The following is a 25,692-nucleotide window of genomic DNA, read 5'->3' as shown; positions in this document are numbered from 1 at the left end:
CCCTGGACCTGGGCAAGGTGCCGATCGAGGACTGGCTGTTCTCCTTCAAGCACCTCGACGAGAATGATGTCGTCATGATCAAGACCAACGGCGGCGACCTGTCCAGCGAGATCATCAACGGAATCTGGTACGAGACCCTCAACGAGGACAGCGTCGAGCTGCTCAAGGCCGTCCACGAGGACAAGGTGTACGACTTCCTCTCCCAGCACCCGGACTGGATCGCCAAGCTCAAGTAGCGGCGTGGGAGGCGGCCCGAAGCCGGCGTGACCCGCGCTCGCGCGATCTTTGCCGGTTCCCGCCCGCGGTGACGATCTTCGACGTAGGGTGACGAGTGTAGGCAGCTACCACCCCTTATGGGAGCGCCATGTCCGTCCCATCGGCGGGTTCGGACGAGTCCGCCGGTACGGGCAATCCGCGTCAGGTCACCCGCCATACCCTCACACCCGCCCGGTGCCGGGGCCGGAGGGCTGTGCTCGTCGGCCTCGCCATCCTGGCGCTTGTCGTCGCGGCCGGCCTCGTGGCGGCGCGGGTCACCGTCCAGCTGTACGACCGGGCCGTCCAGCGCGACGTGCTGCTCGACCCGGATGCCCGCGCCACCATGCCGGGCTCCACCGTCAGCGGACCGCTGAATTTCCTGCTTCTCGGCTCGGATAAGCGCCGCTCGAATCCCGCCATGGGCCAACGCGCCGACACGATCATCATCGCCCACCTCACCCGCGAGCTGGACCACGCTTATCTGATCTCCATCCCGAGGGATCTGCTGGTCGAGATCCCGGCCCAGCCGGGTCAGAACTTCCCCGGCGCGTCCGCGAAGATCAATGCGGCCTTCGAGTACGGCGGCGCGCAACTCGTGGCGAGCACCCTGAGCAACCTGACCGGGATCCGGTTCGACGGCGCCGCGGTGATCGATTTCGCCGGGCTACGGGCGGCCGTGAAGGTGCTCGGCGGCGTGCGCATGTGCGTGGACACCCGCACGGTGTCGATCCACACCGGCGCCGTGTTCGAGAAGGGCTGCCGGCGGATGGACTCCGCGCAGGTGCTGGACTACCTGCGCCAGCGTGACTCGCTGCCGGACGGCGACTTCGGTCGCCAGCGTCACCAGCAGCAGTTCATCAAGGCGCTCGCGGAGGAGGTCCGGCGGCAGAACCTGCTGCTGCATCCGATCAAGCTGGACCGGCTGATCCGCAGTGTCGCGTCGTCGCTGGTGGTCGACCTCGGCTCGGCATCGCTGACGGACCTGCTGTTCGCGGTGCGCGGCATCACGGAGCAGAACCTGACGGGCATCCGGCTGCCGACCTACTACGACATGATCGACAACATCTCGTACGTGGTGGTGGAGCAGCCGCGCGCCCCGGACCTGTTCGCGGCTGTGCGTACGGACACACTCGCGGCCTGGGCCGGCGCGAACCGCAAGTGGGTGAACCGCATCTGACCCCGGCTGCGGTATACAGGGTGGGTGTTCGGACCTCCTCCCGTGCCATCCGTGGCCGCCACCGATGTCACCGATGACGACTTCCTGCTCGATGTCCGCGACGACGACGAGTGGCTGGCCGGCCACGTCCAGGGCGCGCACCACGTGCCGATGACGGAGCTGCTGGCCCGGCTCGACGAGGTGCCGCAGGACCGCGACGTGGTCGTGGTGTGCAAGGTCGGCGGCCGGTCGGCGCAGGTGACGGCCTACCTCGCCGCGAACGGCTGGGACCGGGTGCGCAACCTCGACGGCGGCATGCTCGCCTGGGTCGGCGTCGGCCGGCCGATGGTGAGCGAGGACGGACATGCCGCCCGCGTCATCTAGCGAGGCGCCCCTCGTCTTCGCCCACCGGGGCAGCCTGCCGGAGCACACGCTCGACGCGTACCGCGACGCGATCGACGCGGGCGCCGACGGGCTGGAGTGCGATGTCCGGCTGACCCGCGACGGGCACCTGATCTGCATCCACGACCGGCGGCTGGACCGGACGAGCAACGGCCACGGCCCGGTGAGCACGTCACTGCTGGAGGACCTGAACGGCCTGGAGTTCGGCGGGGCGCGGGGCATCCTCACCTTGGAGACGTTGCTGCGGACCGTCCTGGACGCGGGCCGGCCGCTGCGCCTGCTCATCGAGACGAAGCACCCGACCCGCCACGGCGCCAAGGTGGAGCGCGCGCTCGTGGCGATGCTCGACAGGTACGGCCTGGCCACGGCCGATCCGGACGCGCCCGTACAGGTGACCGTGATGAGCTTCGCGGCCCTGGCGCTGCGCCGCATCCGGGCGCTGGCGCCCACACTCCCGACGGTCTACCTCGTGGAGTACGTCCCGCCGGGTGTCCGTACGGCCCGCCTGCCGTTCGGGGCGGAGATCCTCGGCCCGGGCGTGGGAGCGCTGCGGGCCCACCCGGACCTGATCCGGTACGCGCACGCCCGGGGACGCAAGGCGTACGTCTGGACGGTCAACACGGACGCTGACCTGGATCTTGTCCGTCGGCTCGGGGCGGACGGGATCATCACCGACCGGCCGAAATTTGTTTTGGGGGCCCTAGGCCGTTGACCTGGCATTTGCACGTGCATGGACCCGTGCATTTGCCTCCGTAATATGAAAGTGACGGCTAGGGGGCTGCCATGCGCCTACAAAAGCGGGCAGACTCTACACATGCACGTCGATTATCGGCGCCTCGTCGACGGCCTTAACATCACCGCGGACATGGCCGCCGACCCCGAACAGGGTCTGCCCGCGGTGAGCCAACTCGTGGACACGCTCGCGGTGGCCACGCAGGCGGCCGGCGCCACGTTCACGGCGTACGACGCGAACGGCGGCCGGGTGGTCGCCGCCACCGGGGCGATGGAGTGGGCGCTCGGGCAACCCATAGCGCCCGAGCACGTCGTCCCGGAAATCCCGCGGGTCTGGTCCGGGCGGGTCGAGGTGCTGCCGGCGAGCCTGGCGGAGCCGCTGCTCAGCCGCGGCCTGCTGCGGATGCTGGGCGCCCGGGTCGGCCCCGCCGCCGAGCCGATCGGCGCGATGCACGTCTACTACGCCCAGCGGTGGGGCGAGATAAGCCAGGACCTCGTCGGCGCCGTCATCCTCGTCGCGAACTGCATGAACCGCCTCTACCACGAGCGCAAGGACCTCGTCCTCGACCGGTCACCCGTCGAGGACGACCGCGACCTCTTCCTCGCCGCCGCGGGCCACGAGCTGCGCACGCCGGTCACGGTCATCAAGGGGTACGCCGGAACGCTCGCCGACCGGTGGGAGGCCCTCGACGACCACGAGCGCCGGGGCGCGGCCCAGGTGTTGACGCAACGTGCCGACGAACTCGCGCGCCTGGTCGACCGCCTGCTCGCCGCTGCCGGTGGCAGGTCGGCCCAGCAATGGCTCACCCGGTCCGTACCCTTTGATCTTCTTGAGGCCCTGCACCACGCGGTGGCCGACCTGCCGGTGTCGCCGCGTGAGTCCGTGAAGCTGGAGCTTCCCCCCACGTTGCCGCCGGCCTACGGCGACCCCGCGGCCCTCTCGATGATCGTCGCCGAGCTGGTCGGGAACGCCCTGCGGCATGCCGAGCCACCGGTCGACTTCGACGCGGGCAGCGACGAGCGCAGCGTCTTCTTCCGGGTCGGGGACCGGGGTCCGGGCATCGACCCGCGGCACGCCGAGCGCGCGTTCGAGCGGTTCTGGCAGGGCAACCGGGCTGTCGAGAATGGAGGCGTAGGCTTGGGTCTCTATCTGGTCAGACGCATCATCGAGCGACAAAACGGTTGGGTTTCCCTCCGCCCTCGTGACGGGGGCGGTACCGTCGCGGAGGTACGGCTGCCACGCGCCGACGTTCCACATCGATCGATGGCGGCAGGGGAGGCATGAGCGTGTCGACGGCGGTCAGGGAGCAGGCGTGGTGCCTGGTGGTACCCCACCACGCCCGCGGTGCCGGCCTGGCCAGACGCCGTCTCGCCCACGACCTCGGCGGACTGGTCTCCGCCGAGCTGCTCTCCGACACGGTCACGGTGGTCGCCGAGCTGGTCGGCAACGCGGTGCGTCACGCCGCCCCGCTGCCCGGCGACGTGATCCGGGTCGCCTGGCGCCTGCGTACGGGCAGCGGCGACGTGGCGGTCGAGGTGCGCGTCACGGACGGCGGGGCCGACCAGGCGCCCATGCCGCGCCAGGTGGGGCCCGAGGCGGTGGACGGGCGCGGCTTGGCGATCATCGACGCGCTCGCCCAGCGATGGGGCGTCATCCGCGATGGCCTGGGTCAATGCGTGTGGGCGGAGCTTTATCGGCCGCTGCTCGGCCCTGCGCTGCCGGTGCCGAGCGACTAGGCCATAAGCTCTCCTCCGTGAGCAAGCGTCGAAAGCAAGCCGGCGGCGAGGCTGGCGCTAAGCGGTCCAAGGTCCGCGACGTCTTCGTGCCCCGGCCCTTCGAAGGGTTGGCAGGCGAGGCCGACTGGATCGCCCTGCGCGAGCTGGTGCCGGCGGCGAGTTCGCCCGTGCGGCTGCGCCCGGAGTACGGCGACCGCGAGGTGACGGTCGCGACCGTGCTGCCCATGGCCTGGCCGGCCCTCACCAAGCCGGACGGGCGGATCTTCCTGGGCCTGCAACGCCACCAGCAGTCCGGCGACGTGAGCCGGGATATCGCGGTCGCGCTCCTCAACGCGCTGGAGGTCACCGACCTGGGTGGCCCGGTGACCGTGCCGCCGCTGCCCGGTGAGGGTCCGCGCCTGCAGGACATCCTGGTCGACGGCGCGCTCGACGTGACCGTCCATACGGGCTTCAATTTCTGGCTCGATAACGACCCGGGCGACGACCCGACGGTCGCGGCGTCGCTGGAGCGCGCCAACGCGTCCGTGCAGCCGACGACGAAGCTCGCCGCCGTGCCGGCCGCGTACTGGTGCCGGGTGCCGGAGAAGGCGCATGTGCGCTGGGTGCTGACCGAGGCTGAGGAGCCGGCGCTCGCCGCGCTGGCCCGTCTCGGCGCCGACGGCGCGCTGCCGCTGGGCGAGAACACCAAGTTCGCGGGGATGTTCCGGGCGCACGGCCGGCTCGTGCCCGTGTGGGACCTGCCGCCCGACGTCCAGCCCGAGGAGTGGGAGACCCCGCTGGCGGAGTTCGCCAAGCGGTACGCCGAGGCGGTGGCGAGCGACGCGGAGCTGACCGCGGCGGAGCGGCGCACCCGCCAGGGTCTCCTGGGTCGGCAGCTGACGCTGCGCTGACCGGATTGTGATATTCATCACCTCCGATCGACCGCGCTAACTATGCAGGTCGCTCCGGAGGTAGCGGGACCGGTGCCGTGAATATCACATTCATCCGGGATTCATTCAGGCCGATTCTTATCTCAACATCTTCTGTCACGTCCGCGGAGCAACTTAACGTAGTCCTACGACGACTCACGGGTGAACACCGAAAGGTGCGTCATGGCTGGTCTGCCTGGCAACGAGCAACTAAGTCCCCTGAGCTGGATGCGAGGAAAGCGGGAGGAGAGGGCCACCCGCAAGCTCATGACCCAGCGGGCCCGCGTGGTCGCGCAGGTCGAGCTCCTCGGGCCGCAGTGGCGCGTGCTCGACCTCAACCCCGCCGACCCCGACTTCATCGCGATCGGGCCCGGCGGCATCTTCTCGGTCACCGTCTGCGACCACGGCCGCGCCAAGGTCGAGGTCGCCGGCGACGTGGTGCAGATCGAGGGTCGCCGCCCCCCGTACGTGCAGATGGCCCGCAAGGAGGCGCAGCGCATCAGCGAGACGCTCACCAACGCGGCCGGACGGCGCATCCCGGTGATTCCCATGCTGGCGTTCATGGGCAGCGGTCAGCTCGTCTACTGGGGAAAGCAGCCGGAGGGGTGCGTGGTGGCCTCCTATCGGGATCTGCGCCGCGCGCTGGACGCGCACGGCAACCGACTGGCCCAGACTACGATCGACAAGCTCTGCGCGCTGGCGGACCACCCCGATACCTGGATTAATCACTCCAACGAGGACGCACCGAACTACCGGTGGTACGCGGAGGGTGCCGGGCCCGCTGACAAGAGGCTCGACCGGCGCTAGCGTCGACACCAAGCCAGTGCCGCCCGCGCCGTCCCGCGCGGGCGGAGGGGAGGGTGTCGTGGCGCACGTCGAACTGTCGCTCACCGAAGCCGTCGAGGCCGCCGAGCCGGCTCTCGATCGCTGGCTGTGTCCGGTGGCCGGGGCAGAGGAGCCGTGCGTCCTCGTCGACGCGGACGGCGTGGTCGTCGCCGCGTCGTCCGCCTGCGCCGGATTCTTCGCCGTGCCGCCGATGAACGCCGCCGGCCGGCGGCTCGTCGGCGAGGTCCTGCGGCTGATCGACTTCAGCGGCAGCGACACCGAGTTGCCCGAATGGGAACTGGAGAAGGTGCCGCCGGTCCTCGCGCTCACCTCCGGCGCGCTCGCCCGCGGGCTGCTGCGGGCCGTGGGACCCGTGGAGACGCTGACCCTCGACGCGGTGACCACCCCGCTACGCCGGGACGGCGCGGTTGTGGGCTCGCTCACCTTTTTCGCGATTCTCAGCGGCCATTAGGCATCGATGGCGTCTCAATCGGCGGCCTCCCGTACGGGCTTCGTCAGTGGTGCCATAGCCTTTGTGCGTGCTTGATCTCGTCCTGCTGCCGGACGACTACGCGGTGTGCCGGCTCGAACGGGGCACCCCGGTGCCCCCGATCGAGGCTGCCCGCAACGCGGTCGTCTCGGTGACCCACTCGGCGGACGAGGTCTCGGTCATCTGCCCCGCCGAACTCGCCCCGCCGGCCGCCACCACGAACACGCCGTGGCGCTGCCTGCAGGTCGCCGGGCCGGTCGACTTCGCCCTCACCGGCATCCTCGCGTCGCTGGTCAACCCGCTCGCCGAGGCCCGGGTCAACATCTTCGCCTTCTCCACGTACGACACGGACTACATCCTCGTGCCGACCGTACGCCTGGCGGAGGCGCTCACGGCCCTGTCCGGCGCGGGCCACCGCATCGCGACATGAGCGGCACTAGGCTGGGCTGATGCCGTTGCGTTACACGTACCTCGGGCCGGAGGGCACCTTCTCCGAGCAGGCCCTGCGCACCCTCCCGGAGGTCGCGGACGCCGTCGTGACCGCGGCCCGCAGCGTCCCCGAGGCGCTGGACGCCGTGCGCGCCGACGAGGCCGACGCGGCGCTCGTGCCGCTGGAGAACTCGGTCGGCGGCGCCGTCGCGGTGACCCTCGACGAGCTGGCCTCCGGCGCGCCACTGATGATCACGCGTGAGGTGGTCCTGCCGGTGCAGTTCGTGCTCGGCGCCCGCGCCGGCATAGACCTGGACGCCGTGACGACCATCGCCGCCCACCCCCAGGCGGCCGCGCAGTGCCGCAACTGGCTGCGCAAGAACGCCCCGGGCGCCACCGTGGTCGAGGTGCTGTCGAACGCGGCGGCCGCGATCGGCGCGGCCGGCGGGGAGTACGACGCGGGGATCTGCGCGCCGATCGGCGCGGCCCGGCACGGGCTGCGGCTGCTGGGCGAGAACATCGCCGACCATGCCGACGCGATGACCCGCTTCGCGCTGGTGACCCGCCCGGCCGTACCGGCGCCGCCGACCGGCGACGACGCCACGTCGCTGGTCGTGTTCATCGCCCACGACCGCGTCGGCGCCCTGCTGCAGGTGCTCACGGAGTTCGCGTTGCGCGGGGTGAACCTCACGCGCATCGAGTCGCGGCCCACGGGCGAGCGCCTGGGCCGCTACATGTTCTTCTTCGACTGCGAGGGGCACGTGGCCGAGGCGCGGCTGGGCGAGGCGCTCATGGGCCTGCACCGGGTCAGCGCGGACGTGCGCTTCCTCGGGTCGTACCCGCGGGCGCGGCTGGACGGCCGCGCCGGTGGTGCCGAGTTCGCGCCCGGCACCACCGACGCGGACTATGCCGAGGCCGCCGACTGGCTGACCCGCCTGCGCGCCGGCGGCATCTGAGCCCGTCCGGTCGCCGGGACAGGCGCTGCGCCCGAAGGCGAGTGGTTGCGCCCTTGGTAAGCGGCCGCCGAGCCACATGGTCGCGGGAACCGTACTGCATCAGGAGTTCCACAGCGGTTCCACATAATGTCCAGATAGTTCGGTCCTAGTTGCCGAGGAGGCCGCCGAGCACGCCGCCGCCACCTGCCTGCTGGCCGGAGCCCTGACCGCCGATCCCGCCGGGCGGCATCTCCGACGGCTGCACGACGACAAAGCCCTGCCCGGCGAAGCTCATCGTGAACGCCTCACCGGTGGTGCGGCCGATCAGCGTGCCGAGGCCGAGCTGGTCGGCGCGGTGGTAGCCGGTCTGCAGGCTCGCCGACCAGCAGATGGCCGCCTGCGGGTCCGCGTACGTGGGCTGGTCGACCTGAAGCACCACGGGCGTGCCGTGGGTCGTGATCGCGATCCGGCCCTGACCGGAGAAGACGCAGTTGAACAGGCCGGCCGCGGACAGCATGCCCATGCCCTGGACGAACTTGATGTCGTACTGCAGGGTCGACTCGAACGCCAGCACGTTGGCGCCGTTGATCGAGATGGCGTCGCCCGGATCGAGGTCGATGAGGTAGACGTCCTGCGCCTCGTTGGCGAGGAAGACATCGCCCCGGCCGGTCATCTTCATGAGCGGCACGCCCTCGCCGGTGACCTTGCTCTTCAGCCACTTGCCCACGCCGCCCGAGCCGAGCGCCTGGAACTGCACCTGGCCCTGGTAGGCGACCATCGCGCCACGACGGCACATGATCTCACCGTTGAGCTCGACCTTGAGCATCTTGGAGTTCTGCAGCCGAAGACCCGGGGTGTCGGACTCCTTCTCCAGGTTGTCGGCAGCGAAGAGGGCGCTACGCATGAGGGGTTTCCTTCCGCGCGGTGGGGTACGTCCGCGACGGTAGGAGATACCGTCAATCCCAGCCCAGCTCGTGCAGCCGCTCGTCGTCGATGCCGAAATGGTGGGCGATCTCGTGCACCACCGTGATCGCCACCTCGTCGATGACGTCGTCCTCGGTGTCGCAGATCCGCAGGATGGGTTTGCGGAAGATCAGGATCCGGTCGGGCAGCACGCCGGCGTAGTCCCAGCCCCGCTCCGTGAGCGCGTGCCCCTCGTAGAGGCCCAGCAGCTCCGTCTCGCCCGGGGGCGGGTCGTCCTCGACCAGGATGACGACGTTGCTCATCAGCTTGAGCAGCTGTGGCGGCACCTCATCGAGCGCGTCGCCGACCAGATCCTCGAAGCGCTCGCGACTCATTTCCACGGCCACGCCGTCCATTGTGCCCATCGTTGGGTCGCGGCGGCCGAATGCCGCCGCGACCCAACGAGAATCAGATGAGGTTTGCCGTCAGGGTGATCTCGGTGCCCGGGGCCAGCAGGCGCGAGATCGGGCAGCCCGTCTTGGTGGCCTCGGCCAGCTTGACGAACTCGGCCTCGTCGATGCCGGGCACTTCGCCGGTCGTCGTGAGGTCGATGCGGGTGACGGTCTGGGCGCCGTCGACCGGCTCAAGGTGGACGGCCGCGGCCGTCTCCACGGAGGTGGGCGGGAACCCGGCATCCGTGAGGGCCTTGGCCAGCGCCATCGAGAAGCAGCCGGCGTGCGCGGCACCGATGAGTTCCTCAGGGTTGGTGCCCTCACCCTCCTGGAACCGGGAGCGGAAGGAGTAGTTGCCCTCGTAGCCGCCCTGGCCCGTGCGGACGATGCCGGTACCTTCGAGCAGCGTGCCCTGCCACAGGGCGGAAGCGTTGCGAATAGCCATGGCTGCGACGTTAGTCCATACGCGGGAACCTCGTGCCATGTCGCGTATGGTGTTGCGCTCACTGAGCGGAACGCGCCGACCCGCCGCGTGCCGGCTGGCATCGTGGAACCATGCGAATCGGGGTGCTGGGCACGGGGGATGTGGGGCGCACGCTGGCGGGCCGGCTGGTGGAGCTCGGGCACGAGGTGACGATGGGCTCGCGGTCCGTGGCCAACGAGGCGGCCGCGCGGTGGTTGGCGGAACTGGGTACCCCCTTGAGCGCGTCGATCGGCACGTTCGCCGACGCGGCCGGGCGCGCCGAGCTGGTCATCAACGCCACGAGCGGGGCGGCCAGCCTGGACGCCCTCGCCCTGGCCGGCGCGGACCGCCTCGCCGACAAGATCATCCTCGACGTGGCGAATCCCCTGACGTTTGCCGGCGGCGCGCCGGCCCTGAGCCTGTCCAACACGGACAGCCTGGGCGAGGCGATCCAGCGGGAGTATCCGTCCTCGTTGGTGGTCAAGAGCCTCAACACGGTCAACTGCGAGGTCATGGTGCGGCCCCACCGGGTGCCCGGGGCGCACACCATGTTCCTGGCCGGCGACGACCCGGAGGCCAAGGCGACCGTCGGCGACCTGCTGCACGCCTTCGGCTGGAAGCACCTGCTCGACCTCGGCGGCATCGAGGCGGCCCGGGGCATGGAGATGTACGTGATGCTGTGGATCCGGCTGCGGCTGGCCCAGGGTTCGGACCTGTTCAACGTGCAAGTGGTCACGGGCTGACCCCGCCCCTACGATCTGCGGGTGGATTCGAACACGCTGATCGCGCTGGCCTCGGCCGGGCTGTCCGCGCTGACCGCGATCGGCGCCGGCGTCGTCGGCACCCGGTCCACCATCCAGACCCGCCGGCTGGAGCACGAGCTGGCCCGCGAACTGCGCCAGGAGACCCGCACCGAGCAGGCCGAGCGCGTCATGCGGCAGTACCGTGACCCGCTGCTACAGGCCGCCAACACGCTCCAGGGCCGGCTCTTCAACATCGTGCGGCTGAACTACCTCGACCATTACCTCCACTGTGGAGACCCGGGCGAGGAGCGGTACGCCCGTGACTACACCGTGTTCGCCATCGCGGAGTACCTGTGCTGGGTGGAGATCCTCGCCAAGGAGCTGCGCTTCCTCGACGCCGGCGACCTGGCCGGGAACAAGGCGCTGCTCGCTCAGCTCGACCTGATCCAGGTGACGTTCCAGAGCGACCGGCTGCCCGAGGCGTTCCGGGTGTTCCGCGGCCGCCAGCGCGCCATCGGTGAGCTGATGATGGTGCCCACCGGCGCGGTCGACGGACCGCGGCACGAGTGCCGCGGCTTCGCGGCGTTCTCCCGCGCGCTCGATGACGACCCCGTGTTCGCGGCGTGGTTCGCCCCGCTGCACGCCGACGTGTACCGGCTCGTGGGCGCCAAGCCCGAGCAGGTCACCCGACTCGTGCTGCTGCAACGGCAGCTCATCGAGCTGATCGACTTCTTGGACCCGGAGCACACCCGCCTGCCCACGCCGCACCGCGCCCAGCTGCCGCCGCCGGAGCTGGCGTCGGCCGGGTCAGCGGGCGCCGGCGGCGGAGAAGGCTGGCGCGGCTGAGGCCGCGGCGGGCGTCCACTCGTCGGCCAGCATGCCGAAGATCGCCTGGTCACAGCGCCCCGTCGGGAACGCGATCGCCTGCCGGCGCACCCCCTCGTACGTGAAGCCCAGCCGCTGCGCGACCGCCCGGCTGCGCACGTTCTCGGCCACGGTGCTGATCTCCACCCGGGCCAGCCGGTACGGGCCGAACGCCTGGTGCAGCAGCGCCCGCGCGCTGCGCGTTACCAGCCCGCGGCCCTCGTACCAGGCGTCGATCCAGTAGCCGATCGACGCCGCCGAGCGGGAGTCGTCCAGCCACAGGCCGCACGAGCCGACCAGTTCCCAGCCGTTGGCCGAGCGCACGACGATGGCCAGCGGCAACTCGTGCCCCTCCGCCCAGCGACGGGCCGAGGCGGTGAGGAACCCTGTCGTGTCCGCGAGGCTCAGCGGCGCGCAGGCCCACGGCTCCCAGCGCGACAGGCGCTCCTGGTTGGCGACCAGCAGGTTGTGGTAGGCGCGCGCGATCGCGGGCGTGCGCACCATCAGGCCCGCGTCGTCGCCGATGGGCAGCACGAACGGCGCTTCCACCACGTATGACACGGTCGCCTCCTCGGCCGGGGATATCGATGCTGGCAGCCCCGCACCCCGTTGTCCAGCCGTTGTTGGTGCCGCGTACACCGAGGTCGTGGCCCTCGTGGGATAGCTGTCGGGCCGGTCGTTTGGCACGATGACGTGGTGGCTGGTGACATCGGCATCTGGCAGGACGAACTGGGCCCGCCGGCAGGCGACCGGACGAAAGCCGCCCGGCGCCGCGTGCGGCCCCCGAGCGGCTGGCTGCGCCGGGCGATGGTGCCGGCCGGCCACTACGGCCCGCGCCACCTCGCCATCGGGCTCACCGTTGTCGGCGCCGGGGCGTTCGCGGCCTCGCTGATCGCGGACTGGCAGCGGGTCACCTTCGCCCAACAGGATGGCGAGGTCAACATCCGCCGCACCTTGGAGTTCGCCGGCGAGGTCGCCTCGCGCGTGGGCGATCTCGACCTGTTCGGCACGGTGTACCTGGTCGGTGTCATCGGGCTGCTGGCCGCCGCCGCCGCGGCGATCGGCCGGGCCGAGCACGCGGCGCGCCTGCGCTTCCCCGTCATCGGCGGCGGACTCGGCCTGGTGGCCATGCTCGTCGCGGTCGCCCTGCGCGCGTCAACCGAGCGCCTCGACATGAAGCGGTCGGTTCTCGACCAGCTCACCATGTCCTACGGCTACGACGACGAAGGCAACCTGCTGTCGATCACCGGCGCCGCGCCACCCACCTTCTCGGTGGGCGCGGGCCTGCTGCTCGCGTTCGCCGCGGTGCTGCTGCCGTTGGGCGCCGTCTGGTTCGCGTCCCGCGCCACGCCACCCCAGGAGTACGCCGCACCGGCGGCGCCCGCCGCGGCCGACCCGGACGCCGTCGAGGACACCGGGCCGGACCTCATCGAGGCGGGCGACACGTCCGTCTGGCGACCCCGCGACCCCTATGACCTCACGGTCACGCCCAGCTGAGGATATTGATGTGAGGGCTGTCGCGGCCGCCCGGTAAGCTCACGCTTTGTGATTGACCTGCGCCTGCTCCGAGAAGACCCCGACGTGGTTCGTGCCAGCCAGCGGGCCCGCGGCGAGTCCCCGGACGCCGTCGACGCACTCCTCGCCGCCGACGAGGCGCGCCGTGCCGCGGTGCAGCGCTTCGAGTCGCTGCGCGCCGAGCAGAAGACGCTGGGCAAGCAGGTCGCCGCCGCCAAGGGTGACGAGAAGGCCGCGCTTCTGGCCCGTACGAAGGAGCTTTCGGCGGAAGTCAAAGCGGCCGAGACGGCCGCGACCGAGGCCGAGCAGGTCCTGCGCCAGGCCAATCTCGTCGTGCCCAACATCGTCGAGGAGGGCGCGCCGGCCGGCGGCGAGGACGACTACGTCGTGCTGCGCGAGGTCGGCGAGCGCACCCAGATCGACAACCCGCGCGACCACCTGGAGCTCGGCGAGGGCCTGCGCGCCATCGACGTCGAGCGCGGCGCGAAGGTGTCGGGCAGCCGGTTCTACTACCTGACCGGGGTCGGCGCGCTGCTGCAGCTCGGGCTGCTGCAACTGGCCATCCAGCAGGCCGTCGAGGTCGGGTTCACCCCCAGCATCACGCCTGTGCTCGTCAAGCCGGAGTCGATGGAGGGCACCGGTTTCCTCGGCGCGCACGCCAGCGAGATCTACCGGCTGGAGGCCGACGACCTCTACCTCGTCGGCACGAGCGAGGTCGCCCTGGCCGCCTACCACAGTGGCGAGATCATCGACCTGAGCGCGGGGCCACTGCGCTACGCCGGCTGGTCGTCGTGCTTCCGCCGCGAGGCCGGGTCGTACGGCAAGGACGTGCGCGGCATCCTGCGCGTGCACCAGTTCGACAAGGTGGAGATGTTCGTCTTCTGCAAGCCGGAGGACGCCCACGACGAGCACCTGCGCCTGCTCGCCTGGGAAGAGGAGATGCTGGCCAAGGTCGAGGTGCCCTACCGGGTGATCGACGTGGCGGCCGGCGACCTCGGCACCAGCGCGGCCCGCAAGTACGACTGCGAGGCGTGGCTGCCGTCGCAGCAGCGCTACCGCGAGCTGACCAGCACGTCCAACTGCACGACCTTCCAGGCGCGGCGGCTCAACATCCGCTACCGGGACGCCGACGGCCGCACGCAGACGGCCGCCACGCTCAACGGCACCCTGGCCACCACCCGGTGGATCACCGCGATCCTGGAGAACCACCAGCTCCCGGACGGCTCGGTCCGGGTGCCGAAGGCCCTGCAGCAGTTCCTGGGCGGCCGGGACGTGCTCACGCCCAGTTAGGGCGGTTGCCTCCCTGCGGACATGGTCGCGACACCTCCATCGGGGGTAATGTTGTCGGCCCTTTCCTCAAGGAGTACGCATGACCAGCAGCGTCGCGGTCAGCCCCGGTCCCGTCGCACGGACGTCGCCCCGGTTGCCCCGCATCATCGCCACGGATCTCGACGGCACCCTCGTGCGCGGCGACGAGACCGTCAGCGACTACAGCGTCTCCGTGCTGCGCCGGGCGCGCGCGGCCGGCGCGACGATCGTCGGCGTCACCGGCCGCGGCCCGCGCCTGCTCGACCTGTGCCGCCGCGACCTGCCCGAGGCGGACTTCTTCGTCCTCGCCCAGGGGGCATACGTCGTCGACCAGCGCGACCCCGCCCGGCCCGTCGTGCTGCGCCGTGACCGGATGCCCGGCGAGGACCTCGGTACCGCCCTGCGACTCATGGAGCTGGCGGCGGGCGAGGCGCTATCCGTGCTGGTCGAGGCCCTGGACGCACCCCGCTCGCCGCTGTGGGGCGACCCGGGCGTCATCTGGCCGTACCCGGAATGGCAGGTCTACGACCGGGCACTGGCGCTCGCCGGGCCGGTCTACAAGGGGTTCGCCCGGGCGCCCGGGATGACCGCCGACCAGCTGCTGGCCCTGGCTCGCCGGGTCGTACCCCTGGACCTGGCCGAGGTCACCCAGGCCGGGCTCGGCTACGTGGAGATCACCGCGCCGGGGGTCGACAAGGGCACCGGACTGGCCGTGGTTGCCCAGGCCATCAACGCCTCCCCGCTGGACGCGGTCGTCTTCGGCGACATGCCCAACGACGGACCCATGTTCCGCTGGGCCGGTCGCGGCGTCGCGGTGGCGAACGCCCACCCGGAGATCCTGGCGCTGGCAGCGGAGGTCACGGCCAGCAACGACGCCGACGGCGTGGCGGCGTGGGTGGCGTCCCTCCTGGACGCCTGACCCGGCCGCACCGCCGGTCGGCGCACGTCGCTAGAGGTACTGGCCCGTGGGGCCCGTCTGGTCGGCGGGGCCGTGCTGGTCGCCCGTCGTCGGGAGGCCGAAGCCGGGGATGCCGGGCCGGCCGGCCGGGAGCGCGGCACGACCGCCGCCGCCGCGCATCTGCTCCAGTTGGAGGCGGGCCGCCATCTGCTGGGCGACGAGCGCGGCCTGGATGCCGTGGAACAGGCCCTCCAGCCAGCCGACCAGTTGGGCCTGCGCGATCCGCAGTTCGTCGACGCTCGGGGTGGTGTCCTGGGTGAAGGGCAGGGACAGCCGCTCCAGCTCTTCGACCAGTTCCGGGGCGAGGCCGTCCTCGAGCTCGCTGATGGACCGCTTGTGGATCTGGGTGAGCCGCTGACGGGCAGCCTCGTCCAGGGGCGCGGAGCGTACCTCCTCCAGCAGCTGTTTGATCATGCTGCCGATGCGCATGACCTTGGCGGGCTGCTCGATGAGGCTCGACGGGTCCTCCTCGGCCGCCTGCTTGCGGCCGGCCTCGTCGACCTCGACCGTGCCCAGGGGGCGCCCGTCCGGGCCGACCACGACCACCGTGCTGGTGGTCGGAGCCTCACTGTCGGTCTGGGGAGTTTCCGTGCGCTCGGCGTCCGTCATGCGCACCACGATAGCGTCGCGAACCGGGCGCCTCCGCGATGTGCCCGACGTTAACGATGATCACGCGTCAGCTAACCGCGCGGGCCGGGTACGTGCGGCGGGGCCGCCGGCACCCGGGCCACGCCGAAGACCGATTGGCCGAACGGCGCGCGTCCACGCCGGTCGAGGAACCGGGCGACGGGCACGAACGTGCGGTCGTAGAGCCGCAGCAGCGCGCCGTTGCGCGGGGTCATGCCGAGGCCCTTCACGGACACGTACCAGTTGATCAAACCGATGGGGTTGAGGTAGCGGACATCCTCGACCTCCAGCCCCGCCTCGGTCATCGCGGTGCGCAGGCTGTCGCGCGTGTAGCGGCGCTCGTGGCCGATGGCCCGGTCGAAGCGGCTCATCGCGGACGGGAACGCCGGCACGATGATGATCACGGGGGCGCCGGGGCGGATGAGCGCGCCCATGCCGCGCAGCGCGCCGACGTGGTCGGGGATGTGTTCGAGCACGTTGTAGGCCACCGCGGCCGTGTGGTGGCCGTCGGCCTCCGCGTCGGGCAGCAGCAATTCGCGGGTGACGATATTTTCATGGTCGGCGAAGCGCGCCGCCAACGCCTTGTAGCGCGACTCGTCAGCCTCGGTCGCGGTGAACCTCTTCACGGTCGGCGCCCACTCCAGGGCGTAGTCGCCGGTGCCGCTGCCCACCTCGACGGGGTCGTCGCCGAGATAGGGCCGGGCGAGGTGGGCGAGCCAGCGACGGTAGGCGCGGGCGTCGGACAGCTCCTCGAGCACATCGGACTGCAGGCGGGAATCTCCGGTCACGGTAGGCACGCCGTAGACTCTCTCACGGCTTCACCCGTACTGTGAGAAGACACTATTTCCGTTTTGTGGAATCTGAGTCACGATTCGGACATGCCATCGCCCGTGACCGGTCCAGCCGTCTGTCGGAGTGCCCAGTGAAACTGTCCATCCTGATGCCCGTCTACAACGAGGCCAAGAGCATCGCCAGCGCGGTGAAGCAGGCCCTCGACGTGACGTACCCGGTGGAGGTCGAACTCGTCATCGTCGACGACGGCAGCCAGGACGGCACGGGCGAGGTCCTCGCCGCGCTCGACGACCCACGGATCAACCTGATCGCGCACCCGCAGAACAAGGGCAAGGGCGCCGCGATCAGGACGGCCGTCGAGGGCGCCACGGGCGAGTACATGGTGATTCTCGACGCCGACCTCGAGTACGACCCGCACGACATCCCACGCCTGCTGCAGCCGGTCCTCGACGGACATGCCCGGGTCGTCTACGGCAACCGCACGTTCGGCAGCCACTCGGCGTTCTCGTTCTGGTACGTCATGGGCAACAAGGGCGTCACGACGGCCGCGAACGTCCTCTACAACTGTTACATCTCCGACCTGGAGACGTGCTTCAAGCTCATGCCGCTGGAGCTCTACCGGTCGCTGAACATCAAGTCGGCCGGCTTCGGCATGGAGGCCGAGGTCACCGGCAAGCTGCTGCGCCAGCGCATCCGCCCGTACGAGGTGCCGATCTCCTACCGCGCGCGCTCGCGCGAGGAGGGCAAGAAGATCACCTGGAAGGACGGCGTCGAGGCGCTCTGGATCCTCACCCGCGAGCGCATCCGCAAGCCGCCGGTCGCCAGCCGCTAGGCAACCAGGAGCACCTTGCCCACGTGGTCGCTGGCCGCGACGCGCTCGTGCGCGGCGGCCGCCTCCGCGATCGGGAACTTCGTATCGATCACCGGGCCGACCATGCCTGCCTCCACGAGGGGCCACACGTGCGCCCGTACGCCCGCGACGACGCGGGCCTTGTCCTCGGCGGACCGCGACCGCAGCGCGGTGGCGGCCACGGAGGCCCGCTTGGCGAGCAGCACGCCCAGGTCAAGCTCGCCCCGCCGCCCGCCCTGCAGCCCGATCACGACGAGCCGCCCGCCCGGCGCCAACGCCTGCACGTTGCGCGGCAGGTAGGCCCCGCCCACGATGTCGAGGATCACGTCGGCGCCCCGGCCGGCCGTCGCCGCCAGCGTCGCGGCCACGAAATCCTCGTCCGTGTAGTCGATGGCGAGGTCCGCGCCCAACTCGCGCAACGCGTCATGCTTGGCGCTTCGCGCCGTGGTGAGTACCCGCGACCCGTGCGCGTCCGCGAGTTGGATGGCGAACGTACCGATCCCGCTGCCGCCCCCGTGGACGAGCAGCACCTCCAGCGGCTGAAGCCGTGCCACGTCGAACACGTTCGACCACACCGTGCACGCCGCCTCCGGCAGCCCGGCCGCGGCGACCAGGTCGACACTGTCCGGCACGGGCAGCACCTGCCCCTGCGGCACGGCCACCCGTTCGGCGTACCCGCCGCCGCTGAGCAGCGCGCACACCCGGTCGCCGACGCGCCAGTCCGTCACCTCCCGCCCGACGGCGGCGACGGTCCCGGACACCTCAAGGCCTGGGTACTGCGACGCCCCGGGCGGCGGCGGATAGTGCCCCTCCCGCTGCAACAGGTCGGCCCGGTTCACGCCCGCCGCGGCCACCTCGATGAGCACCTCATCGGGCCGGACCTCGGGCTCGTCCACCTCGCCCCAGACAAGCACCTCGGGCCCGCCCGGACGGCTGATCGTGATCGCATGCACCCGCACATCATCCCCTGCCAGCGCATCCACTGCACCGCCGGCCGCGCCGTGCCAATGCCCGGCGGGGGCGACCGGGGGATCTGGCACACTGTTCAGGGTGCCGGGAGGGCTCGCCTAGTGGCCGATGGCGGCGGTCTTGAAAACCGCTAGGGGTGGTGACACTCCTCCAGGGTTCGAATCCCTGGCCCTCCGCTTACATGCCCGGCGGCGAGTCGGGTGGCGTTACCAGGTGATGCTCGTAACGTAACGCTACGTGACCGTCAAGAATCCGTGTGCGCCCAAGCAGCGGTCGCCGCTGCGCGCATTGATCAGCGACGTTTTGGAGGTCGGCCGTCGCCGCCGGGCCAGGGACGATGAGTGGCCGAGGCAGTGTCCCCTGTGCGGGTACCACGGTCACTTCGAGCCGTTCGGGGTGCGGCGGCGGCCCGGCGCGATGTGTCCGCGGTGCGGGTCCGTCGAGCGCCATCGCCTCATCGCCCTGATCCTCCAGCGGAACCCGGGGCTGCTCGCCGGGTTGGACGTGCTGCATTTCGCCCCGGAGTACGCCCTGCAGCAGTCGGTCGAGAAGTTCTGCGGGACCTATGTCGCCGCCGTCTACGACGGTTCGCCTCACTCGGTCGACATCCAGCGCATGCCGTACGGCGCGGAGTCCTTCGATCTGATCATCTGCTCGCACGTGCTCGAGCACGTGGCCGATGACCGGATGGCGCTGCGGGAGGTCCGGCGGGTGCTGCGTCCCGCCGGTACGGCCGTGGTCGCTGTGCCGTTCATTGGTACCTGGGAGACGACCTTCGAGGACCCGTCGGTGACCGACCCGCGCGAGCGGGCGCTTCTCTTCGGCCAGTCGGACCACGTGCGTTTCTACGGCGCCGACATCGAGGAGCGCTTCGCCGCGGCGGGCCTCGCCTCGCGCCGCTGCGTGGCGACCGAACCGGACGTGCACAGGTTCGGCCTCTCGCGCGGCGAGACGATCTTCCTGCTGACCCGCGCGGAGGGCTGAGCGCGCGGCACAACCTGTGGATGACGGCGACCAGGTGCGCCTGTCATAGTCGGTCGCCATGGAGACGCGGCGGAAGTCGATGACCGGGCGGCTGGTGGCGTGGCTGCGCGGCGGCAGGTCGCGGCCGTTGCTGGCCCTGGGCCTGGTGGTGCTGCTGTGCGTGGCCGCCCGCCAGTGGCGGTTCGCGTCCGCCCACGTACTGATCGCGGGGCCGTTCGTGGCGCCGCTGTTCATCTGGCTGGGCGCCGCGCGGAGCCGGCTCGCCCGCCCGCTCGCCATCGCGCTGGCCGTCGCGTTACCGGTGCTCTACGCCCTGTCGACCTGGCAGCCGGGCACCATCGCGCCGCCGCGGCACGACTGGATGTTCGCGTACGCGATGGTGGCGTACCCGCTGTGTGCCCTGGGACTGGCGTGGGACCGGTCGCGGGTCGACCAGCCCACCCGGCGGTACGCGATCGGGGCCGGCGCCCTGGCGGTCGGTGTGCTCGTCGTGGGGGTCATCGGGTTCGCGGTCACGTCCGACGGGCACCGCAGCCTGTCGACGCTGAAGTCTCAGGCCGAGGCGGTGGAGGTGCTGCCCTTGCCCCCCGGGTTGACCGTGGCGGCCGAGGAGCGCCGGTGCGGCAGTTCCGGGTTCTGCGACGTGCTCATGACCGTCACCGGGGCGCCCGGCCAGGCACCTGACGAGATCGCCGACCGGCTGGCCGCGCACCTGGTCGACACCGGCTGGCAGGAGAACCACGACGGTTCCTACGACAAGCCGGTCGGCGGGCTCCTCGACTGGCACGAGCACACCGCGCGGATCACCCGCGCCGGCGACGCGGTGGTCCTCCAGCTGGCGTAGACCGGGCGGAGCGATGGGTGTCCGCGCGGACGTGTTGCACCAAAAGTGCGACAGCACGTCCACAGCGTGTCCACAAAAGTGCAGTCGGTGTTCTGAGGCACCCATCCCGTCGAGCGAGGAGCCGTCGATCACGCGGCGGGCATACTGGCGGCGTGGAATGGACCAGGACGTTCAGCCAGGAGCAGTACGACGCGGCGCTCGCGGGGTGGCGCTGGCTGCCCCTCGACGGGCTCGCCGCGCAGTTCACCTCGTACTTCGGGGATGTCTTCCTCTCCTCGCCGCAGGGGTGGTGGTTCCTGGACACCATCGAGGGCGACGTGAAGCTGTGCTGGCCCACGCGCGAGGCCCTGGAGCTCGACCTGGCCACCGAGGAGGGGCAGAACCGGTACCTGCTGGCCCCGCTCGCAGAGGCCGCGCAGCGGCGGGGGCTGAGCCTGGGGCCCGACCAGGTGTTCGACTTCATGCCGCCGCCCGTCCTGGGCGGCTCGTTCGATGTGGCGAACATCACCGTCGAGGACTTCGTGGTCTCGATCAACATCGCGGGCCAGCTGCACCAGCAGCTGCGCGACCTGCCGCCGGGTACGCCGATCGGTCAGATCAAGATCGAGGGACCATGACGGTCGTACGCCGGGCGGGGCCCGACGACGCCGAGGAGCTGACCCGGCTTCGGGTGGTCATGTGGGCGGCCCTCGACGGCATCGCCCCGGTGCCCGGCCCCTGGTACCCGGCGACCGTGGCCCGGTTCCGCGAGACGCTCGCCGACCCGGACAGCGCCTGGGCGGCCTTCGTCGTCGACAAGGACGACACCGGGCTGGCGAGCTGCGCGGTCGGCACGATCGAGCGCCGGCTGCCCAACCCGGGCAACCTCACCGGCGAGACCGGCCACATCTTCAACGTGGCCACGGACCCGGCCTACCGGCGGCGCGGGTACTCCCGGGCGTGCATGACCGCGCTGCTCACCTGGTATGCCGAGCGGGGCGTGACCAAGGTCGAACTCAACGCGTCCCCGTACGGCGAGCCCCTCTACCAGCAGCTCGGCTTCGCCCGCCACAGCATGCCGGCGATGCGTCGGTCGTTGGCGCCCCGACCGGCGAACGGGCCGGGGCGCCCACCAACCTAGTGACAGTGCGAGGCGCGGGTACGGCTGTCGACGCAGTGCTCGGCCGTGCTCTCCGGCACGTCCAGGGTCGGGTTGCGGTCGAAGAAGCCGGCCGGCTTCAGCGTGAACCCGCATGTGTCTACCGGCATGACCGGCCAGTCCTCGGGGCGGGGGAAGTGGGTGAGCCCGAAGGTGTGCCACAGCACCACGTCCTGGCCGTCCAGCTCCCGGTCGGCGGCCACGTAGGACGGCAGGCCGGCCCCGCCAGCGTGCTGGTTGACGAGGTCACCCGCCGAATAGCGCTCGTCCGCGTCGTACCGGGTGATCCACAGTGAGCGGGTCGCGAACGCCGCGCGGCGCGAGATCGAGGCGGTGTCGTCCGCGGCGAGCAGCGGGGACTGCGTCGGGTAGAGCACGTAGCTGGTCGGCTCGCCGAGCCGGTTGACCCGGTCGGCGCTGGAGATCTGCCACACCCGGCCGACGGAGGCGTCGGCGTCGCGCGCCCCGTCGGACTCGTGCCCGATGCGCGTGATCGAGCGGGTGAACGCGTTGCCGTACGGGTTGTCCGCCGAGACCGGCACGCGCGCGACGTCGACCTCGTCGACCGCATTGGCGACGCCGTCGACCATCATGTCCAGCCGGGCGCTGAACAGGTGCTGGTGGAACGGCGCGCCGAGGCCGGGCGCGAGCTGTGTCGCGTACGGCGAGCCCGGAACGTACGACGAGGTGAACACCACGCCGGTCGCCTTCGTCTCCAGCTGGACCGTGCCGTCGAGGTAGAGGTACCAGTAGAAGCCGTAGTCGTAGTTGCCGACCGTGACGAAGAACGAGATGACCAGGCGGCGCTGGCGGCGGGTCTCGCGCGACTCCGTGAAGATGTCGGTGTGCTTCCACAGCACGCCGAAGTCCTCCTCGTGCATGCAGATCGCGCTGGGGATCTCGCGCGGGTTGCCGTCGCCGTCGGCGAGCACCGCGTCGAAGTAGTGGATCTCGCCGAGGCAGTCGCAGCCCAACTGGAGAGAGTTGGCCTGCTGGCCCAGCAGGTACTCGCCGGCGTCGAAGTAGTTCTGCCAGAACCGCACCGGGCTCGGGTCGGCGTACGGGACGACCATCTCGGCGACCGACGCGCGGTAGATGACCGGCCGGTCGTTGATCGAGATCTGGTGCAGGGTGAGGCCCTCGCGGGCGTCGAAGCCGATGCGGAACCGCCACCCCTCCCAGGTCACCTCGTCGCCGTTCACGGTAAAGCTGGGGCCCTCGGGCTGGGTGATGTGGATCGGCCGCAGGGTCCGCCGCAGCGACTCCGGCTTGTCGAAGTTGCCCTCCTCGGCCGGGATGGGCAGGTCCGCGTGGTCGATGAGGCGTACGACCCGCTTCTCGATGAGGTCGACGTAGGCGACCAGGCCGTCGATCGGGTGGGCCCAGCAGTGGTCGTCGGGCCGGTTGGCCACGAAGGACAGCGCGCGCAGCAGGCGGCGGCCCGCCTCGCCCTCGATGCCGAACTCGCCGGCCGACAGCGGGCACGGGCGCACCAGGTCGATGTCGGTGATGCCGCGCCGCTCGATCGCGGCCCGCCACTCGGGGTCGGCCTTGACGATCTCGTCGACGGCCATGAACTCCTCGAGCAGGATCGGCGGCTGGCCGTCGCGGACCGGGTCGAGCGCGGTGTCGCGGTCGATCGCCTGCCGGGTCAGCGAGGCGAGGACGTCGCGCGACGCTCCGGTGTGGACGTCCAGCAGGATCGCCCGGACCCGGCGGTCGATCGGGTCGCCGGGCTTGTGGTTGAGCACGGCGTCCTTCGACGGCTCCTCCAGCGCGAGGTAGGGGAAGCGGGTATCGGGACCGACCAGCCCCTGCTGGGCGAGCAGCGCCCGGGCGGCGGTGATTTCGTCTGCGGTGAGGCGGTCAAGTGGATGAGGGGAGGTCATGCCGGCGATTCTGCCCGCCCCACGCGCAGAAGTCAGGGGTGTCTGATCACGCAGCCGGTGCACACCTTGGGCTCGGGCAGGGTGAACGCGAGGCAGCAGGTGCGCCGACGCACGCACAGCCCCGCGCCCGTGGCCGCGGGTTCCAGGGTCACCAGGTCGTCCACGTCGAACAGGTCCAGCAGGTCGTGCGCGGCGTCCAGGGTGGACCCCGGGATGGCGTCCGCGGCCCGCGACAGGCCGTGGGCCACCCCGGACGCGAGAGAACCCCAGAGGGTACGGGCGCCCAGGTGCACGTGTTCGCGGATGCGGTCGAGCAGCGGGGTGAGGTGCGCGTCGATGAGCGACGCGCGCAGGACCTCGCGCAGCGCCGCCTCGTCGGGCACCACGAGGACCTCAGGTGTCGGGGTGACCGCCAAGGGGTCGGAGGCCAGGATCGCGACCCGCACGTGGGTCATGCCGGCCGTGAGGAACGGCTGGTGCGGCGACCACCGGGCGGCGACCGCGTCGGGGGTCATGAGGGGCACCCGGCGGGCGACCGCGAAGCTCAGCACGGCGGGCAGCGAGACCCAGTAGCTGTAGCACTTCCAGGCCAGCGCGGCGGCCGCGTGCGGGCTGGCGCCCCACCGGCGGGCGGCGGAGTCGAGCAGGCCGGGCAGCGCGTCGCCGGACACGAGCCGGGTGGAGCTGATCCACCCCAGGTGGCCCGAGTGCACCCGCACGCCCGGGGTCAGGCCCGCGGCGGCGGGCCCGTCCATGCGCGCCAGGGCGTCCAGCAGCGGGGCGAGCGGGTCGGCGGTCCGGCTCAGGACAGCGGTCACGCTCACTCCCTTCCCCATGCGCGGCGATCACAGACGCAATACAGTAGCGCGTTTAGGTAAGCCTTACCAGAGTAACCGTCCGGGCTGGGGAAGATCAGGCCCTGTCAAGCATTTTGTCAGAAAAGTGTCGGTCGGCCGGCGGGCATCCGGACCCGAGAAACACTTAATACGGCGCCGAGTAACGCTCCCCCCGACCCGGCGAGGTGACCGGTTATGACGGAACCGCCCGTCGATCGGGCCGCGACCGCCTTCGCCGACGCCCTTGCCCACCTTCGGGAGGAACGGGGCCTCAGCAAGAAGCAGCTCGCCGCCGAGATGGGCTTCGACCCCTCGTACGTCAGCCATGTCGAAGCCAAGCGACACCGCCCCACGGAGGACTTCGCCCGCCGCGCCGACACCGTGCTGCGCGCCTCCGGGGTCATCTGGCAGCTCTTCCGGGAGTACGACGACGCCCGCAGCGCCTCCGGCGGCCGGCACACCGGCGGACGCCGCCTCGGCCCGCCCGAGCAGCGGCAGAACCTGCAGGCCGGGCTCATCGTCGAGCGGGAACTGGCCGAGCTGACCTTCACCGGCGGGCGCTACCGCTGCCTCGTGCGCCGCGCGCTCTACAACGCCGGTACCGAACCGGTCACCCGCTACCTGGTGCGCGTCGCCGTCGACCGGTACCCGGGCGAGCCCGAGCGGTCCAACCGGTACTACCGCACCCACCCGCTGACCTGGACCGAGCTGGAGCTTTCCGCCCGCAGCGCCGGCGAGCCCATGATGATCCGCCCCACCCACGACCGGGACTCCTTCAAAGAGGTCTGGCTGCTGTTCGAGAACGCCGACTCCCGCTTCCCGCTCTACCCCGGCCAGCGGACCACCATCGAGTACGAGTACTCCGTCGGCGAGGACAAATGGGGCACCTGGTTCCAGCGGGCCATCCGGCTGCCCACCGAGCGGCTCACCGTACGGCTGGACTTCCCGGCCGCGCTCGACCCGATCGTGTGGGGCGTGGAAAGTTCCTTCACGGCCGACGCCACGCCGCTGCGTACCCCCATCGCGCACCGCGCGGAGGGCGACCGGGTCACCTTCGACTGGGCCACGGACAACCCGCCCCTCAACGCCCGGTACCGGCTGGAATGGCGGTTCCGGGGCGTCGCCGGGGCACCCAGTGACCGGATGCGCGCCGCCGGGGTCGTGCAGCGCGGCGCCCCCATCCTGACCACGCCCGCCCGTCGGTTCGACCTGCCCACCGACCGCGCGCTCGCCGAGGACGTGGTCGAGCGGCTCCGCGAGACCCTCGGCAGGGTCATGAGCCTGCACGACTTCAGCAAAGGTGCCGGCATCGCCGCCCCGCAGGTCGGCATCGGCTGGGCGGCCGCCATCGTGCGCCCCATCGGCGCCGCCGACATCGTGCTGCTCAACCCGATCGTCGTCGCATCCGCCTCAGAACACGACGAACAGTACGAAGGATGCCTGTCGTTCTTCGACGTGCGCGGGCAGGTACCCCGCCCCACCGTCATCGACGTGCGGCACCAGCTGCCCGACGGGACGCCCGTGGTGACCCGGTTCGACCGGGCGCTCGCCCGGCTCATCGCCCACGAGGTCGACCACCTCGACGGGGTCCTCTACCCGGAACGGATGCACCCCGGCGTGCCGCTGGTACCCGTGTCCGAGTACGACGGGGCGGGCCTGCCCTGGCGGTACTGACTACGCTCGCGTCG

The 25,692-nt window shown here is 71.1% G+C and carries 30 protein-coding genes, 1 tRNA gene and 1 pseudogene; 23 read left to right on the top strand and 9 right to left on the bottom strand.

All coding sequences use genetic code 11. The features are described from left to right. The 11 genes and pseudogenes from ABD191_RS14110 to pheA form a co-directional block, all read left to right on the top strand. Nucleotides 1-236 (top strand): annotated as a pseudogene (locus ABD191_RS14110) (LCP family protein); the annotation flags it as partial. Between the two features lie 128 nt (nucleotides 237-364). Further along, entirely contained in the window at nucleotides 365-1,432 is a 1,068-nt protein-coding gene (locus ABD191_RS14105; RefSeq protein ID WP_344081405.1) for an LCP family protein, read from the top strand. Between the two features lie 24 nt (nucleotides 1,433-1,456). Continuing rightward, on the top strand, nucleotides 1,457-1,795 hold the full coding sequence (locus ABD191_RS14100) for a rhodanese-like domain-containing protein (protein WP_344081402.1): 339 nt from the start codon (nucleotides 1,457-1,459) through the stop codon (nucleotides 1,793-1,795). Then, entirely contained in the window at nucleotides 1,776-2,525 is a 750-nt protein-coding gene (locus tag ABD191_RS14095) for a glycerophosphodiester phosphodiesterase (protein ID WP_344081399.1), read from the top strand. Before ABD191_RS14100 ends, ABD191_RS14095 begins: the two co-directional genes overlap by 20 nt. Nucleotides 2,526-2,627: 102 nt before the next feature. After that, nucleotides 2,628-3,830 (top strand): sensor histidine kinase, encoded by a 1,203-nt coding sequence (locus tag ABD191_RS14090; protein ID WP_344081396.1) that lies wholly within the window; start codon nucleotides 2,628-2,630, stop codon nucleotides 3,828-3,830. After that, a complete protein-coding gene (locus tag ABD191_RS14085) occupies nucleotides 3,827-4,282 on the top strand; it encodes an ATP-binding protein (protein WP_344081392.1) in 456 nt (151 codons plus the stop codon). Before ABD191_RS14090 ends, ABD191_RS14085 begins: the two co-directional genes overlap by 4 nt. Nucleotides 4,283-4,299: 17 nt before the next feature. Continuing rightward, nucleotides 4,300-5,172 carry a DUF5926 family protein gene (locus tag ABD191_RS14080; protein ID WP_344081389.1) on the top strand — a complete coding sequence of 291 codons (873 nt, stop codon included), beginning with the start codon at nucleotides 4,300-4,302 and terminating at the stop codon, nucleotides 5,170-5,172. Between the two features lie 201 nt (nucleotides 5,173-5,373). Beyond that, the gene (locus ABD191_RS14075) at nucleotides 5,374-5,997 is read left to right on the top strand and encodes a hypothetical protein (protein WP_344081386.1); all 624 of its coding nucleotides are present in this window, start codon (nucleotides 5,374-5,376) and stop codon (nucleotides 5,995-5,997) included. A gap of 58 nt (nucleotides 5,998-6,055) precedes the next feature. Continuing rightward, nucleotides 6,056-6,487, top strand: coding sequence for a hypothetical protein (locus ABD191_RS14070; RefSeq protein ID WP_344081383.1), 432 nt, complete (start codon nucleotides 6,056-6,058; stop codon nucleotides 6,485-6,487). Between the two features lie 67 nt (nucleotides 6,488-6,554). Continuing rightward, nucleotides 6,555-6,935 carry an ACT domain-containing protein gene (locus ABD191_RS14065; protein WP_344081380.1) on the top strand — a complete coding sequence of 127 codons (381 nt, stop codon included), beginning with the start codon at nucleotides 6,555-6,557 and terminating at the stop codon, nucleotides 6,933-6,935. 19 nt (nucleotides 6,936-6,954) lie between these two features. Further along, the gene (gene pheA, locus ABD191_RS14060) at nucleotides 6,955-7,890 is read left to right on the top strand and encodes a prephenate dehydratase (protein WP_344081377.1); all 936 of its coding nucleotides are present in this window, start codon (nucleotides 6,955-6,957) and stop codon (nucleotides 7,888-7,890) included. Nucleotides 7,891-8,035: 145 nt separating this feature from the next. On the opposite strand, the gene ABD191_RS14055 is transcribed toward pheA, so the two are convergent. The 3 genes from ABD191_RS14055 to ABD191_RS14045 all read right to left on the bottom strand — a co-directional run bounded on the left by ABD191_RS14055 (nucleotide 8,036) and on the right by ABD191_RS14045 (nucleotide 9,669). Then, nucleotides 8,036-8,773: an AIM24 family protein gene (locus ABD191_RS14055; protein ID WP_344081374.1), complete on the bottom strand. Its 738-nt coding sequence runs from the start codon at nucleotides 8,771-8,773 to the stop codon at nucleotides 8,036-8,038. A 52-nt stretch (nucleotides 8,774-8,825) separates the two neighbouring features. Next, on the bottom strand, nucleotides 8,826-9,173 hold the full coding sequence (locus ABD191_RS14050) for a metallopeptidase family protein (protein WP_344081641.1): 348 nt from the start codon (nucleotides 9,171-9,173) through the stop codon (nucleotides 8,826-8,828). A gap of 67 nt (nucleotides 9,174-9,240) precedes the next feature. Next, nucleotides 9,241-9,669: an OsmC family protein gene (locus ABD191_RS14045; protein ID WP_344081371.1), complete on the bottom strand. Its 429-nt coding sequence runs from the start codon at nucleotides 9,667-9,669 to the stop codon at nucleotides 9,241-9,243. Between the two features lie 110 nt (nucleotides 9,670-9,779). On the opposite strand from ABD191_RS14045, the gene ABD191_RS14040 reads away from it, so the two are divergent. Both ABD191_RS14040 and ABD191_RS14035 read left to right on the top strand, forming a co-directional pair. Beyond that, nucleotides 9,780-10,430: an NADPH-dependent F420 reductase gene (locus ABD191_RS14040; RefSeq protein WP_344081368.1), complete on the top strand. Its 651-nt coding sequence runs from the start codon at nucleotides 9,780-9,782 to the stop codon at nucleotides 10,428-10,430. Between the two features lie 21 nt (nucleotides 10,431-10,451). Beyond that, nucleotides 10,452-11,276: a hypothetical protein gene (locus ABD191_RS14035; protein ID WP_344081365.1), complete on the top strand. Its 825-nt coding sequence runs from the start codon at nucleotides 10,452-10,454 to the stop codon at nucleotides 11,274-11,276. Here the strand turns inward: ABD191_RS14035 and ABD191_RS14030 are convergent. Continuing rightward, nucleotides 11,238-11,855: a GNAT family N-acetyltransferase gene (locus ABD191_RS14030; RefSeq protein ID WP_344081362.1), complete on the bottom strand. Its 618-nt coding sequence runs from the start codon at nucleotides 11,853-11,855 to the stop codon at nucleotides 11,238-11,240. The two genes, ABD191_RS14035 and ABD191_RS14030, sit on opposite strands and share 39 nt — an antisense overlap. Nucleotides 11,856-11,990: 135 nt before the next feature. On the opposite strand from ABD191_RS14030, the gene ABD191_RS14025 reads away from it, so the two are divergent. The 3 genes from ABD191_RS14025 (at nucleotide 11,991) to ABD191_RS14015 (ending at nucleotide 15,036) form a co-directional block, all read left to right on the top strand. Beyond that, nucleotides 11,991-12,791: a hypothetical protein gene (locus ABD191_RS14025; protein WP_344081359.1), complete on the top strand. Its 801-nt coding sequence runs from the start codon at nucleotides 11,991-11,993 to the stop codon at nucleotides 12,789-12,791. A 48-nt stretch (nucleotides 12,792-12,839) separates the two neighbouring features. Then, entirely contained in the window at nucleotides 12,840-14,099 is a 1,260-nt protein-coding gene (gene serS, locus ABD191_RS14020; protein WP_344081356.1) for a serine--tRNA ligase, read from the top strand. A gap of 79 nt (nucleotides 14,100-14,178) precedes the next feature. Further along, nucleotides 14,179-15,036: an HAD family hydrolase gene (locus ABD191_RS14015; protein ID WP_344081353.1), complete on the top strand. Its 858-nt coding sequence runs from the start codon at nucleotides 14,179-14,181 to the stop codon at nucleotides 15,034-15,036. A gap of 30 nt (nucleotides 15,037-15,066) precedes the next feature. On the opposite strand, the gene ABD191_RS14010 is transcribed toward ABD191_RS14015, so the two are convergent. Together ABD191_RS14010 and ABD191_RS14005 are read right to left on the bottom strand one after the other, a co-directional pair. Beyond that, nucleotides 15,067-15,684 carry a bacterial proteasome activator family protein gene (locus ABD191_RS14010; protein ID WP_344081351.1) on the bottom strand — a complete coding sequence of 206 codons (618 nt, stop codon included), beginning with the start codon at nucleotides 15,682-15,684 and terminating at the stop codon, nucleotides 15,067-15,069. A gap of 71 nt (nucleotides 15,685-15,755) precedes the next feature. Beyond that, nucleotides 15,756-16,499, bottom strand: coding sequence for a class I SAM-dependent methyltransferase (locus tag ABD191_RS14005; protein WP_344081348.1), 744 nt, complete (start codon nucleotides 16,497-16,499; stop codon nucleotides 15,756-15,758). Nucleotides 16,500-16,624: 125 nt separating this feature from the next. On the opposite strand from ABD191_RS14005, the gene ABD191_RS14000 reads away from it, so the two are divergent. Next, nucleotides 16,625-17,326: a glycosyltransferase family 2 protein gene (locus ABD191_RS14000; protein WP_344081345.1), complete on the top strand. Its 702-nt coding sequence runs from the start codon at nucleotides 16,625-16,627 to the stop codon at nucleotides 17,324-17,326. On the opposite strand, the gene ABD191_RS13995 is transcribed toward ABD191_RS14000, so the two are convergent. Then, entirely contained in the window at nucleotides 17,323-18,297 is a 975-nt protein-coding gene (locus ABD191_RS13995) for an NAD(P)H-quinone oxidoreductase (protein ID WP_344081342.1), read from the bottom strand. The two genes, ABD191_RS14000 and ABD191_RS13995, sit on opposite strands and share 4 nt — an antisense overlap. Nucleotides 18,298-18,400: 103 nt before the next feature. On the opposite strand from ABD191_RS13995, the gene ABD191_RS13990 reads away from it, so the two are divergent. The 5 genes from ABD191_RS13990 (at nucleotide 18,401) to ABD191_RS13970 (ending at nucleotide 21,261) form a co-directional block, all read left to right on the top strand. After that, a tRNA-Ser gene (locus ABD191_RS13990) sits at nucleotides 18,401-18,489 on the top strand. 61 nt (nucleotides 18,490-18,550) lie between these two features. Next, nucleotides 18,551-19,297, top strand: coding sequence for a methyltransferase domain-containing protein (locus ABD191_RS13985; RefSeq protein ID WP_344081339.1), 747 nt, complete (start codon nucleotides 18,551-18,553; stop codon nucleotides 19,295-19,297). Between the two features lie 58 nt (nucleotides 19,298-19,355). Beyond that, entirely contained in the window at nucleotides 19,356-20,141 is a 786-nt protein-coding gene (locus ABD191_RS13980) for a hypothetical protein (protein ID WP_344081336.1), read from the top strand. Nucleotides 20,142-20,293: 152 nt separating this feature from the next. After that, entirely contained in the window at nucleotides 20,294-20,758 is a 465-nt protein-coding gene (locus tag ABD191_RS13975) for a T6SS immunity protein Tdi1 domain-containing protein (protein WP_344081333.1), read from the top strand. Beyond that, nucleotides 20,755-21,261 (top strand): GNAT family N-acetyltransferase, encoded by a 507-nt coding sequence (locus ABD191_RS13970; protein WP_344081330.1) that lies wholly within the window; start codon nucleotides 20,755-20,757, stop codon nucleotides 21,259-21,261. Before ABD191_RS13975 ends, ABD191_RS13970 begins: the two co-directional genes overlap by 4 nt. Here ABD191_RS13970 and ABD191_RS13965 read toward each other — a convergent pair. Together ABD191_RS13965 and ABD191_RS13960 are read right to left on the bottom strand one after the other, a co-directional pair. Next, entirely contained in the window at nucleotides 21,258-23,168 is a 1,911-nt protein-coding gene (locus tag ABD191_RS13965; RefSeq protein WP_344081327.1) for a primary-amine oxidase, read from the bottom strand. The genes ABD191_RS13970 and ABD191_RS13965 overlap by 4 nt on opposite strands. A 32-nt stretch (nucleotides 23,169-23,200) precedes the next feature. After that, nucleotides 23,201-23,986, bottom strand: coding sequence for a (2Fe-2S)-binding protein (locus ABD191_RS13960; RefSeq protein WP_344081324.1), 786 nt, complete (start codon nucleotides 23,984-23,986; stop codon nucleotides 23,201-23,203). A 213-nt stretch (nucleotides 23,987-24,199) separates the two neighbouring features. On the opposite strand from ABD191_RS13960, the gene ABD191_RS13955 reads away from it, so the two are divergent. Beyond that, a complete protein-coding gene (locus ABD191_RS13955; protein WP_344081321.1) occupies nucleotides 24,200-25,678 on the top strand; it encodes a peptide deformylase in 1,479 nt (492 codons plus the stop codon). Nucleotides 25,679-25,692: the final 14 nt, after the last annotated feature.

The organism is Luedemannella helvata (assembly GCF_039528415.1).
GTDB lineage: Bacteria > Actinomycetota > Actinomycetes > Mycobacteriales > Micromonosporaceae > Luedemannella > Luedemannella helvata.
Note: the sequence above shows the minus strand (reverse complement) of the source record. Positions and strands in the feature narration are given on the sequence as shown.

What these genes read in the sequence shown, in the direction of transcription:
- ABD191_RS14105 (WP_344081405.1), top strand. Translation starts at nt 365, where the DNA reads ATGTCCGTCCCATCGGCGGGTTCGGACGAGTCCGCCGGTACGGGCAAT.
- ABD191_RS14095 (WP_344081399.1), top strand. Translation starts at nt 1,776, where the DNA reads ATGCCGCCCGCGTCATCTAGCGAGGCGCCCCTCGTCTTCGCCCACCGG.
- ABD191_RS14090 (WP_344081396.1), top strand. Translation starts at nt 2,628, where the DNA reads ATGCACGTCGATTATCGGCGCCTCGTCGACGGCCTTAACATCACCGCG.
- ABD191_RS14085 (WP_344081392.1), top strand. Translation starts at nt 3,827, where the DNA reads ATGAGCGTGTCGACGGCGGTCAGGGAGCAGGCGTGGTGCCTGGTGGTA.
- ABD191_RS14075 (WP_344081386.1), top strand. Translation starts at nt 5,374, where the DNA reads ATGGCTGGTCTGCCTGGCAACGAGCAACTAAGTCCCCTGAGCTGGATG.
- pheA (WP_344081377.1), top strand. Translation starts at nt 6,955, where the DNA reads ATGCCGTTGCGTTACACGTACCTCGGGCCGGAGGGCACCTTCTCCGAG.
- ABD191_RS14055 (WP_344081374.1), bottom strand. Translation starts at nt 8,773, where the DNA reads ATGCGTAGCGCCCTCTTCGCTGCCGACAACCTGGAGAAGGAGTCCGAC.
- ABD191_RS14045 (WP_344081371.1), bottom strand. Translation starts at nt 9,669, where the DNA reads ATGGCTATTCGCAACGCTTCCGCCCTGTGGCAGGGCACGCTGCTCGAA.
- ABD191_RS14040 (WP_344081368.1), top strand. Translation starts at nt 9,780, where the DNA reads ATGCGAATCGGGGTGCTGGGCACGGGGGATGTGGGGCGCACGCTGGCG.
- ABD191_RS14015 (WP_344081353.1), top strand. Translation starts at nt 14,179, where the DNA reads ATGACCAGCAGCGTCGCGGTCAGCCCCGGTCCCGTCGCACGGACGTCG.
- ABD191_RS14010 (WP_344081351.1), bottom strand. Translation starts at nt 15,684, where the DNA reads ATGACGGACGCCGAGCGCACGGAAACTCCCCAGACCGACAGTGAGGCT.
- ABD191_RS13980 (WP_344081336.1), top strand. Translation starts at nt 19,356, where the DNA reads ATGGAGACGCGGCGGAAGTCGATGACCGGGCGGCTGGTGGCGTGGCTG.
- ABD191_RS13970 (WP_344081330.1), top strand. Translation starts at nt 20,755, where the DNA reads ATGACGGTCGTACGCCGGGCGGGGCCCGACGACGCCGAGGAGCTGACC.
- ABD191_RS13965 (WP_344081327.1), bottom strand. Translation starts at nt 23,168, where the DNA reads ATGACCTCCCCTCATCCACTTGACCGCCTCACCGCAGACGAAATCACC.
- ABD191_RS13955 (WP_344081321.1), top strand. Translation starts at nt 24,200, where the DNA reads ATGACGGAACCGCCCGTCGATCGGGCCGCGACCGCCTTCGCCGACGCC.